6 protein-coding genes are annotated in these 12,276 nt (G+C 55.5%); 3 read left to right on the top strand and 3 right to left on the bottom strand.

The annotated features are described in order from the left end of the window. Positions 1–609 precede the first annotated feature (609 nt). Positions 610–5,232, bottom strand: coding sequence for a hemagglutinin repeat-containing protein (locus QFW87_RS07730; RefSeq protein WP_283190198.1), 4,623 nt, complete (start codon positions 5,230–5,232; stop codon positions 610–612). Between the two features lie 78 nt (positions 5,233–5,310). Between QFW87_RS07730 and QFW87_RS07725 the strand changes: the two genes are divergently transcribed. Then, entirely contained in the window at positions 5,311–5,691 is a 381-nt protein-coding gene (locus QFW87_RS07725; protein ID WP_283190197.1) for a hypothetical protein, read from the top strand. Between the two features lie 434 nt (positions 5,692–6,125). Here QFW87_RS07725 and QFW87_RS07720 read toward each other — a convergent pair whose 3' ends face one another. Beyond that, a complete protein-coding gene (locus QFW87_RS07720) occupies positions 6,126–6,437 on the bottom strand; it encodes a hypothetical protein (protein WP_283190196.1) in 312 nt (103 codons plus the stop codon). Then, a complete protein-coding gene (locus QFW87_RS07715) occupies positions 6,434–11,179 on the bottom strand; it encodes a hemagglutinin repeat-containing protein (protein ID WP_283190195.1) in 4,746 nt (1,581 codons plus the stop codon). The genes QFW87_RS07720 and QFW87_RS07715 overlap by 4 nt, the downstream gene beginning before the upstream one ends. Between QFW87_RS07715 and QFW87_RS07710 the strand changes: the two genes are divergently transcribed. After that, the gene (locus QFW87_RS07710; RefSeq protein ID WP_283190194.1) at positions 11,078–11,794 is read left to right on the top strand and encodes a hypothetical protein; all 717 of its coding nucleotides are present in this window, start codon (positions 11,078–11,080) and stop codon (positions 11,792–11,794) included. The two genes, QFW87_RS07715 and QFW87_RS07710, sit on opposite strands and share 102 nt — an antisense overlap. A 197-nt stretch (positions 11,795–11,991) precedes the next feature. Continuing rightward, the gene (locus QFW87_RS07705; protein ID WP_283190193.1) at positions 11,992–12,264 is read left to right on the top strand and encodes a hypothetical protein; all 273 of its coding nucleotides are present in this window, start codon (positions 11,992–11,994) and stop codon (positions 12,262–12,264) included. Positions 12,265–12,276 lie beyond the last annotated feature (12 nt).

The following is a 12,276-nucleotide window of genomic DNA, read 5'->3' as shown; positions in this document are numbered from 1 at the left end:
GTCAACCCCTCAATAGCTTCGGACTTCATCATCCAGGAGCGAGCCATGTTGCTTTCACCATGAACCCGGACGTAGACATCATCTACGGTATTTGTAAATTCGGTAACTCTCGTACCAGGTTTGTATGGCGGAGACCACCCTTCAGGGAATGTCACATTTATTTCGGAAGCCAGACGATAGCTTATGTCAGTTCTCCCCGCATACTTCCCAACTTTAGAGGAGTTCGTCGTTAATACTAAATTGCCAGGTGCAACTGCAGTTTCACCCTTTGCACCATTAAACTTTAGGCACTAGCGCGAAAAGCCCCCATTGCATTAAGTAGCTGCAAATGTAATTCGCTGCCTTATCTGAACTTCGCTTTAAAAAAACAGAATCCGACTCATCTGGAGCTTGGTCGCAGTACCAACTGTCGTACGTCTGCTCAGCTATCTCGCCAACTAATTGATATACATCCCCTCCAAGAATCGAGATTCCGAGAGCCTCAAGTTCATAAATAGCACGTAAAGCGTCATCGCGACGCAGGGCCCAGTTCCGCACCCCCAAATATTCTAGGGATATCCCGCGACTTAGAATAGGATCAATTTGTTCCGACCATATAACACTCATAAGTCACTCCGCCGGGGTCGGCTTGAATAGTCGATGATTGATTGACCCATCCGACTCCTTTATGAACTCGAAAACGCCTTGTTTCCCACGATACTCACCTGGAATTTTCAGCATATCTCTTACAACACCATCTCCCCCTGTGATCTTCGTCACCTGTCCGGCCCCTTGGAACGTTGTGACACTTTCCGGGAATCCATGAAGATCGCCAGTCTTGATCTGACCTAAGACTTTATCTGTGTATTTCGTACCTGCAAAGAAATCATTCGCGACCGAGCTTCCACCTTTTGCACCCTCAAGGAACTGTCTTTCCCATCCTACAACCTCACCCAGCTTCCCAACCCGCCCCGCTGGCACCAGATTAATTGCCATTTCCGCATCATATTTGGCTCGAACCGCCGCGCTAGCAGCCGTGTCGCCTTGCAGCTGATACAGATAGGTCAATATCTCTACGTCATTCTTGTTTTCACGGTAGCTGCTCAACAGCCTATCGGGGCTCGCCATCGAGAACAATAGACCGTTTGCGATCTGACTCGTCGTATCTACGGGGTGTTTGAAAAGGCTATTGCCCAGCGCCCAGAAATTGGTGGCGGCACCAGTCGCAGCATTCCAATACCCTTTCGGTAGACCCGTGATTGAACCGGCAATGAAGTCGCCAAAACCGTCACGGAAATTCAGATTTTTTTCATAAAAATCCAGGTTATGAAAGTCTTCAACTGTTGGGAAGTAATTGGAGTTCGGATTCAGATAATCGCCGTACAGCCGATTATCCGCATACGCCTCAGGGTGGTTAACACTGTAATTTTGAAGCAGACGAGCCGTTTCGTTTGGCGTGTAGGTCTTTTTGTCACTGAACACAGGGACATCTTCGTTGACCGTCGCAGTGACATCGTAGCTATCCGCCAATGGGGCTAATGCAATACCCAAATACTTGAGGGTCATGTCAGCAGGGGCCGTCGCCTTGGCGTCAATGACCGTACGCCAGCCCGCATCGGTGTAGTACACCAATGCCCTGGCCAAGCGCGTTTCCGCCTCGGCTTCGGTAATCCCTGCGTCTTTGGCCAATGCTTGTGCTTGAGCCTTAATCAGCGGAATTTCTGCCGGGTGCATCTGACGGTTGAACTGCTCAACATTGGCAGCAATAGCGGCACCGCTCATCTGCGCAACCGAACCGCCGCCGCCGACCGCCGCCCCCAAGCCTGCGGCGATCAAAGTCCCGAATGCATCCCGGCTTGCCACGCCGATATCGTAACCTTTCAGCACCTCATCCAACGCCGGCATGATTGCTGCCGACGCGCCTGCGCTAAGGGCACCGTTTACTACCGAGCCACTCGTTAAGCCTTGTACGGCACCGGCCAGGCTGTGCAACAAGACACGTGCAGAGCCACCTTCAGCCCACGCCGCTTGCAGGGTCGTGTCCTTGTTACGTATTGCGTCCGCCAGTTGTTGATCGGCGTAGTTGCCTATCGTTCTGAAGGTATCCGCCGCTGTGGTATTGGCGACAACGCCTATCGCCGTCGCACCGCTCACACTCCCCAAACCGGCGGCTATCACGCCAGCGGCGATATCCGCCATAAAGCGTTTGTCGCCGCCTGCTCGCCAACTGTCGAACTCATTGATTGCAGCCTGGCGCTCCTCCTCAGTCGTCGCGGATTTGATTTTGTCACTGGCTGCTTGCTGCTGAGCGTTGGCTACTTTGTTGATGATGTTTTTTGAAAGCGCAACGGTGCTCTGGATTAGATCAATCCGCTCCTGCATCGCTTTTTCATCAGGCTTGTCCAGCGTCTGGTTGGCGTTTGCGGTATCGCGATTCAGCCCAACCAGATCATTCGCACCCTCGGCGTTGCGCACGATGATGCTGCCTTCGCTGACAGCACTGCGGGTGCTGCTGTGGTCCGAATCGTTCAGTGACAGCGGAACGCTACCGCCCACACTTGAGCCGGCATTGCTGCCGTAGGAAGCCGAAAAGCCTGCCGACTGGGCGCTGATGTCGCTGGTATTTTTGATGTCACTGACGATCAGACGATCAGTGCTGAGCAGGTTCTTGTCGGCAGACGCCTCACTGGCAATCACCGCACCTTGCAAGGTGGTGTTTTTACCGACGGTGATGTCGTAACCGCCCTTGCCGGCGAACAAACCGCTCTGGTCTGTTACAGCCTTGTACTCACTGTTCATGTTGCCAGCGGCCAGGCTTCCAGACACGGCCACGGTTGAGCCGTAGCAGAACGGCGGAATACAGATGCTGCCACCGAAACCGGCACTGCCCTGTTTGCTCTTCTGGGTCTCGGTGTCCTGGCGCGAGGTGATGGTGAGGTTGCCGTCAATCAACGCGTTGATGCTGTCGGCCCGTACCTGCGCGCCAGCCAGGGTGGTGTCCTGCCCACTGTGAAGGGATAGAGAACCGGTATCCAGGGTCGTGTTGACTTGGGTAACGGAGCTACCGGTCCCCATGCTCTTGGCGATGGACGCTCCCAGGTCGAGGGTGAACCCATTCTGCTCGCCGAGGTTGAAGCTGGCACCTATGGCGGTTTTGTTGTTGCTGTTGTTATTGGCCCAGTTGGCAGTGTTTTGCGCGCTTTCCAGGGTGATGTTGTTTTTTGCAATTAATACGGTGTCGGCGGCTTTCAAGCTGCTGCCAATGACGTGAATATCACCCGCCGCTCCCGGCGCACCGCCATCGGCGATGATCAACAAGTTTTTGCCTGCATTGAGCGTACTTTGCTTGGCGGTTTGGCTGGTGTACTCACTTGTGCTTTTGCTATGAGTGTTCGCCAGTTCCGTACCAATCTTGATCATGGAGTCGTTGCTGGCAGAGCCCTGTTTTTTTCCATAATCCGAACCAGCGCCTTCCGCGTCGCCGCCCATACCTCCCAGATCGTTGAACGCCATTGCCGCCTGAGCCAGCTTCACCGCTTTGAGTCGCGGATCGTCGGCGTTATTAGCCGCTTCTACTGAGCTTCGAATCGTATTGACCGTGTCCACGATCACGCCGCCAACTACCCGACCTACAGCCAAACTGCTGCTCTTGTCGGTACTGCTCTGGCTCGCGCTTTCCATGCCGGCAGCGATGGTCACCTTGGAACCGATCAGACTCATGTTCTTGGTGCTGATCAGGTCGCTGGCGATCACGTTCAGTTCACGACCGCTGGTGAGGCTGACGCTACCCTCACTGGAGCCAATGGTGCTACCGGTCAAGGTGGTTTGGGACGAAGTGCCGGTGTGATTCTGACTGCTGACCGACAGGTGCTGGTTGCCAGTGATGTCATCGACGCCAAGGTTATTGGCCGTCAGTACGCCGCTCAGATCACGATTTTTTTCCTTATGGAATTCGTCGCGGGTGAAGATGTTTTCCGCTGCGTTGATGGTCAGGTCACGGCCGGCCTGTACAGCCAGATCCTGGGTACTGACCAGGGATGAGCCGGTGATTGTGACGTCGCGATTGGCCACCACATCCACGGTGTTACCCGAGATCACGCTACCGACAGCAGTGGTTTGTGTCTCAGAAAGCTGATCCTTGACCTTGCTCGACTTCAAGCCCCCCCAACTACTTTTGCTTGAGCTGCTCTCATGGCGGGCACTGTTCGAATCAGTGACCGCAACGATCTGCACGTCATTGCCAGCCACCAGTTGCACACCACCTTTATCGGCCGCGATCTCGCTGCCTTTTATCAGCATGTCATTGCCGGCCAGCAGCGTACTGTTGCCGCCGGAGGTCACGGCGCTTGCGATGTTGGTGGTGCTGGCCACCTCATCGAGTCGACTCTTCTTGCCCGAGGAGCTTTTCTTGGTTTTGCTGTAAAAGCTGTAATCACTGTCTTCTGCGCTCTGGAGCGTCAGGTTATTGGCCGCAAACAGATAGGCCTCATCCCCCGCACTCACTCGGCTGGCAATCAGGTCCAGATCCTTGCCCGCACTGAGGGTAATGTTGCCCCCCGCATTGACCGTCGTAGACACCTGACTGACATGATCCTCCTGACTGGTAACCTTCTTGCTCTTGCTATATGAGTGCTGTTCATCCGCCGCCGAAGCCAGGGTCAAGTCGCCGACAGCGCTCATGCTCACATCGCGTTTGGCATCGATCTGGCTGGCAATGACGGTGAGGTCTCGACCGGCATTGACCTTCAGGTCCTGCCCTACATCAATGTCTGAGCCATATTGGGTAATGCTCTGATCCCGATGCAGTCCCCGCTCACCACTGACGATCTGTTCGGCTGATGTGAGGTTGACGTCACGGCCGGCAGTGATCGTGGTATCCGCCCCGCTTTTCAGCACGCCGCCAACGTTGTTGATATCGCGTCCGGCCTTGAGGGTGAGCGAGTTGCCGGCTTCGATGCGGGCGGCGTTGTCGACGAAGTCGGTGCGCTCGTTGCGATAGCCGCTGCCGCTTTCGTGAGTGGTGACGGTGCGTTCGTTGATCACATCGCCCCGGGTGGCGGTCAGCGTGACGTCACGGCCGGCGATGATGCCGCCGGCCTTGTTGACGATGTTGTTGCCGGCCTGCAGGTCGAGGCGATTGCCGGCTTCTACCAGGCCGCTGTTGACCAGGTCGTTGGTGGCGGTGGCCGACAGGTTGTTGGAGGCGCGCAAGGTACCGGCGTTGTTCAGGTCCTTGCCGGCGATCAGGGTCACGTCGCTGCCCTGGATCAGGGCGCCGTTGGCAGCCAGGCGGTTGTTGGCGTTGGCCAGGTACAGCACCGGCACCAGCACTTGCTCGCCGTTCACTTCGGCGTTTTCCATCCAGACAATGTCGTGGGTCAGCGCCGCGACCTGTTCGGAGGTCAGGCTGACGCCCAGCGACAGGTTGAGTTCCGTCTTGCTGGCGATGGCGTTGTTCATCAGGTATTTGAACAGGCCTTCGTCGCTGGTCTGGCCATCGATGAAGCGCTGGCCGGTACGAGCCACTACCGCTTGCTGGATCAGGCGTTGTTCATAAAGGCCATCGCCCAGGCGCTTGGCACTTTGGTCGGGGTTGTAGCCCAGGTTGGCCAGCAGGTAATCCGAACTCATGAACTGCTTGAGGTTGGTGAGTACCGGATTGGTTTCGATCAGGTATTTCTGGGGCTTGGACTGAGTGCTGTTGGCCGGTAATCCCTGGACACGGTTGACCGTGAAGGCGCTGGCGGCAGGCTGGGGGATGCTACTCGGTGGATTGTTCCCAGCCGAGATATTGGCCTTGCCCATGGTCCAGTTCTGCGGACCGTTGTTGGCGGCGCCGGAGGTGGTGCCTTGCGCGCTGCTGCGAGTTTCTCTGGAGGCGTCGAAAAGGGGACACCCATTAGTATGTTTGATGCCGGCGACGGGCAGGATGCGAAGAAGCCCAATATTCGCCGACAGCGAGAGTTGGATAAAACATCACCGGTACAAGGCCGGTGCAGAACAGATATAACTTTCGCAAATGCGCAACAACTAACTCATATAGAAACTCATAACAATAGGTAAACAGGGCAGACAACGATCTCTTTAAGAGGCAACGAAAGAAAACCATTGCCCAGTACTCTTATCTTCTTCCACCTTCCATACAATCACCTTAAAAGTAAACCTGGCTCCGCCTTCCCAGTATTTAAATCAATATCGTACATGCCGCCATCCCACCTATAACCTTGAAGCCGACCGTCAGTAAAAGTGATATTAGTGAATGCACCTCCATCAGAGTCAAAACCAGAGCGTACCTGCCAAATAACATTATCCCCATCATCAATTAAATAAATATTCCTCGCACACTCAGAAGGCCCATACAGACCCTCCTGACCAAGACGATCAATCAGGACTACTTTTAGCGACTCTGACGCAGAAATTATTTTTGAAGCCAGTTTTTTATCAATATGCTTACTCATTTTAATGCCCTCGGCACGCCAAAACTATTGCTTGATATTTGATCCAATAACTGGTACTGAACCCCGCCTTTTGCATCTGCTCCGAACGCTGGCTGAGCAGCAACACGACCAACTTGCATATTAGTACCGGCAGGAACAGTAACATCCGCGATCTGAGTCGGGATTTTTGGCAAAGCCAGATGTTGCTGGATCTGCAGAGGGGTCATACCTGCAATTTCATCGGCCCTAACCAAAAATGCTCCTTGGGGATTATCTACAGTGGAAACACGCGCAAACTGAACATCAGCAGTCGTTGTAAAGGTTCTCACCTGTGAACCAGTATCATACGGTGGACTCCAGCCACGTGCGACAAATGGGGCATTTGCCTGTTCGGCACTGATAGCACGTACATTCGCAATTGAATTACTAGGCAAATCAGCCGTCGTTACAACTGTCTTTATATTATTGGAACTAGACACCTCTAGCTGTGCAATGGTCTCACTTATTTTCGCGCCATCCTTGCCAACAAATTGACCTAGGACTTTGCTCGAGATCTCTACTCCGACCTTCCCTAGAGCGGAGGCGGCTTTCGCCAAGCCACCAATGTCTGCTGCCAGGCCGCCTACGGTTTGCAACAGCAAACCTAAATCTCGTCCAAGCTGGAGGGCTTGATCGGTTCCACCATTCTCTAATGCATACTCCATCCTACCAATCGACGCTAGCAGACTATCAGCCGCGGCATCACCGATTTTCGCTCGTAAATTTTTATCAGTGACAATTTGGCGCAACCCGTCAAGGCTTTCCAATGGACTCGCCATGAACTCTGCGAGCCCGCTGATATCTTTCCAGCCGCCCTCCTGAAGGCCGATTATCAGACCAAAACCAGTCGCCACATCCTGAGTGCTGTCAATGCTCCCCCATTTCTGCCAAACCTTGATTTTCTCAATAAGGTCAGGAGCAGCGTCGAGTTCCTTATCTCTTTGGACCTTTTGTTGTGTCGCCAACCAATTGTTATCAACGTTCGCTGTGGCTGCGTTGTTTGCGGTTGCCGCACCGCTCGGGTCACTCATGGCCGCAATGCCGGTCACTAGGCTAGTAATGATATTGCGTTTGGCCTCTCGCTCCGCTGCGGTTTCATTCGGATCGGCGTCGGCGAACAGCCCCGCCAGTACGCTGGCAGCAGCTCCTCCCAAGGCACCGGCCGAGCAACTCTGATTACTAGCAGCCGCGCCAGCACAACCAAGGATCGCATGCAAGGCCGCGTGTTCAGGGCTGCCTTCTTTCAAACCCTTTAGCACCAATTGACCGATGTAAGCGGAGCCCTGTTGTTGGACATAATTGACTACCATGTTTTGCGCAAACTGAGCACTACTACCGGTCACTCCACCGCTGATACCGGCGACCAGGGCTGTCGCGATTTGACGGTAAGTGCCGCCAGGCCCCCAGTTCTGAGCAATGTCCTTGATCTGCTGATTGAGTTGCAGATAGTTCTCTCGGTGGGTTGCTTGATCTGCGTCGGATAGCGCCGGATTGTGCGAAGCCGCCAGCTCCAGATCAGCCTGTTTTTTCTTGGAATCAATTTCCCGCGCTTTATTTTCAATAAATTGCGAAACGTTCTGCACAAACTTGCCGACAATCTCGAAGTCCACGCCGATTTCTTGCGCGTCAAAAATCGGTTTGAGTTTGTTACTGCCATCGCGCTCGCTGGAAACATCGGTATTGATTGACGCAACGGCCTGTTCTGCCGTCTGCCCTGTCAACTCCTGCTGTTTGACGGTATTGGTGATGGTGACCGCTGCGCCACTGATTCCGCTGTAGGTGGTGCTGCTGGAGTTGCCGCTGGCGAACAGCACGATCGGAGTTGTAACACTCACGCCATCCTTACTGGCAACGACTGGCCCGCCACGGTTGGCCGTGGCGCTGGCATTACCGTTGGCATCACGACCTATATCACCGCCGTAACCGCCGCTGAGGTTGATGCTGCTGGCGTCGTATTCGGCCTTGTTTTTGACGTCGGAGCTGGTCAGCGTCCCGGTGCTCAGGGTGTTTTTGCCATCAGCGACCGCTTTGTCGGTACTGGCAATCACCGCTCCGACAAGATCGGTATTGCCGGTCACTTCAACCTGGAAGCCACCATCACCGGCCTTGATGCCCGATTGCTCGCTGACGCTGGCGTAGTCGCTCTGCATGTGTTGCTGGGCGATGCCGCCGCTGACGCTGCTCGTGCCATAACAGAATGGCGGAATGCACAGGCTCACCCCGACGTTGGCACTCTGTTGTTTGGAGGTGTAGGTGCTGGTGTCCTGCAAACTCTCGATATTGAGGTCGCCACCCACTTTGACTTTGACCGTTTCACCACTGGCGACTGCGCCCTTGATGTTGGTGTCGCCGCCACTTTGCAGGTTCAGCGTATGGCCGGACTTTATCGACGTGTTGGTTTGGGTGACATCATCGCCATCGGCGCTACCACGTCCCTTGTTGGCAGCGAGTTCAAAGGTGATGCCGTTGCTTTCACCGAAGCCGAAACCAATGCCGGCGCTCCAGCCATTGTTGCTGTTGTTGCTTTCCTGATGCGCGGTGTTTTGCGCAGAGAGCAAGTTGATCGCGCCGTCTGCCTTGAGAGAGACGTCCCCGCCACCTTCAACCCGGCTCCCGACTACATTGATATCGCTGTCAGCACCGGCGCCCGTGGAGACGATGTTGATGTTGCCTCCAGCCACCACGCCACTGCCCACGACGTTACGACCACTCTGAGTGCTGGTCATGTTGCTCTGACTGTTGCTCAGATTGACGCTGACCTTCACCCCGGTTCTAGGGTCTTCCACCATCGACTTGCCTGCATCCATCGCCTGATCGGCACTCATGGCGGCGTTCACGGCAGCCAACGCGACCATCCGGTCATCACTGGTTTTCTGCGCCGCTTCGCCCATCTGCTGGATGCCACGCAACGCGTCAAGCAGCGGAATGCTCACCGTTCCACCAATGGCCGTACGGCTGGTGCTGGCGGTTTTGGTGGATTCCATGGTGTCGAAACCGGCCTCGATATCGACATGTTTGGCGGTAATGCCGATATCACCCTGAGGCGCGACTACCTGGCTGGCGGTTTGGGTGTAATGGTCGCCCGCCGTGAGGCTGATGTTGCCCCCCAGCGACGCGATCTGGCTGCCCGACTGGCGGATAGAGGTGTATTGATCGGCTTCTTTCTGCTTGACGATCCCTGTCGCGCCCTGCCACCAGGAGCCTATTTCACCGACTTTTTTACTGCCGGATTTGGAGCTCGAAGTCTCGGTATTTTCAGCGCTAGTGATCTCCAGATTGCGACCGGCATCGAGGCCGATGTTCTTGTCGGCCACCAGAGTACTGCCCTCAACAACAGTGTCGCGGCCACTCTTGATTTGAATGCTGCCGCCATTGATATCACTGCCGATGCTTTGGGTTGAGGTCGTTTGCCCTTGTTGCGATTTTTGGCTGGAAGACAGCCAACCCGTGACCGTCACACCGGCCTTGCTGGAGCTTTTCGTCTGAGTGGTTGTTTGCGTTTCCTCACCAGCGCCAATCAGTACATCGTTGCCAGCGGTGAGTTTCACCGCCTCTTCAGCACGCAAAGCCGCGGCCGTCAGCGAGATGTCGTTGTCGGCTTTCAGCTCGATGTTTTTGGCGACCAGCTCGGTGCTGTTCAAACGGGTCTGCGTGACTTCCGAACTGCTGGACTTGCTGGAGGACCAGCCCTTTTTAGATGATGCGTTGGCCTGACTTACATAGTCTTCGGCGGCATCAAGATTGATATCGCGGCCAGCGCTAGCGAGCAATGTCCCATCGCTGTTCAGCTTGGCGCCGGTGGCGTTGAAATCCTGCCCGGCAGAGATGACCAGTTTGTTCCCCGCCTCGACACTCGAACTGACAGACATGACGCTGTCGGTTTCGGTCATCGTCGATTTTTTCTTGCCGAACGAGCCCTTCTTGGTTTTCGAGTAGTAGGAGTAGTCGACGTTGTCCGCTGTCTCCAGATTCACATCATCGCCAGCAAACAGATAGGCCTCATCCCCCGCACTCACCCGACTGGCAATCAAATCCAGATCCTTACCCGCACTCAACGCCACATTGCCGCCCGCCGTGACGTTGGTGGACACCTGGCTTACATGGTCTTGCTGACTGGTGACTTTCTTGCTCTTGGAGAACGAGTGACTCTCATCCGCCGCAGACGCCAGGGTGAGGTTTTGCCCGGCGTCCATGCTGAGGTTGCGCTTGGCTTCAATCTGGCTGGCGATGGCGGTCAGGTCGCGACCGGCCCTGATGCTGAGGTCTTGGCCGGTGGTGATTTCGCTGCCGTGTTGGGTGATGGTTTCGCGCAGGAAGCGGCTGCGGGTTTCGCTGTTTTGCTCTTCCGCTGCGACGAGGTTGGCATCGCGGCCTGCGTTGATGGTGGTGTCGCGTTTGGCTTGCAGTACGCCACCGGTGTTGTTGAGGTCGCGCCCGGCGTTGAGGGTCAGGTCGTTGGCGGCTTCGATGCGCGCGGCGCTGTCGAGGAAGTCGTGACGGTCCTTCAGATCGCCGCTGGCGCTCTGGTGCGAGGTGACGGTGCGCTCGTTGATCAGGTCGCCACGCAGGGTGGTCAGGCTGACGTCGCGACCGGCGATGATCCCGCCGGACTTGTTCACCAGGTGGTTGCCGGCCAGCAGGTCAAGACGATTGCCGGCCTCGATCAGACCGCTGTTGACCAGGTCGTTGCCCGCCGAGGCCGACAGATTGTTGCTGGCGCGCAAGGTGCCAGCATTGATCAGGTCTTTGCCGGCAATCAGGGACACGTCCTTGCCGGCGATCAGGGCGCCGTTGGAGGCCAGGCGTTGGTTGGCATTGGCCAGGTAAAGCACCGGCACCAGTACTTTTTCGCCGTTGACCTCATGCTCTTCGAGCCAGACGATATCGTGGGTCAGCGCGGCCACTTGTTGCGAAGTCAGGGTGACACCCACCGCCAGGTCCAGCTGCTGCTTGCTGACGATGGCGTTGTTCATCAGGTATTTGAACAAGCCTTCGTCGGAGGTCTGGCCATTGATGAATCGCTGGCCGGTACGGGCCACCACCGCTTGCTGGACCAAGCGTTGTTCATAGAGGCCATCGCCCAGTCGTTTGGCGCTCTTGTCCGGATCGTAGCCGAGGTTGGACAGCAGGTAATCCGAGCTCATGAATTGCTTGAGGTCGGTAAGCACCGGGTTGGTTTCGATCAGGTACTTGTGCGGTCGGAATTTATCGACAGACCTTGTACGCGGTTGATTGTAAAGGTCCTACACCAACCTCGGAATCAGGCACCTTGCACCGCTAGAACGATGAAGCTTATAGTCCGCCCGTCGTCCATATGGCGACCGGGTTTGGCGACCTGACTAACGTGTGCGAGAGCTGTGCTTATTTGCAGGCGCCTCCGCATCCGCAAAACTGTTTTTTATGGCAGTTGTGCGCGGGAGACCTTCGGGTCTGCCGGTTACTCGTTTCCGGTTCGCCAACCTGCGTACAGCTGCCACCCCATTTCGTTTGGCGACGATCTGTTGGCAGTCTCAGCAAACTAAACGAGGCTTCAACTATGGATAGATACATGCCCCTCACCGGAATCGACCTGATCCCGGCGTCACTGCTCATCGACACCCAAGCCCCACTCGACGTCCTTCAAGCCATGGCGGATTACCGCATTCGCACGGTCACGCAGGTGTTGGAAAATATTGCCTATCGCGCCGAGATTGGTTGCGACACGGTGGTGCTGTCGGACTTTTCCAAACTGCTGGTCATTCCGTTGCGTGATGGTTGTGATTTGATGGATGTAATTGGTCGGCGACTGCGGGCGCAGGTTGCGGAGTGAATGAAAAACGGG

The sequence above is a fragment of the Pseudomonas sp. PMCC200344 genome, from assembly GCF_030053095.1.
Classification (GTDB): Bacteria; Pseudomonadota; Gammaproteobacteria; order Pseudomonadales; family Pseudomonadaceae; genus Aquipseudomonas; species Aquipseudomonas svalbardensis.
Note: the sequence above shows the minus strand (reverse complement) of the source record. Positions and strands in the feature narration are given on the sequence as shown.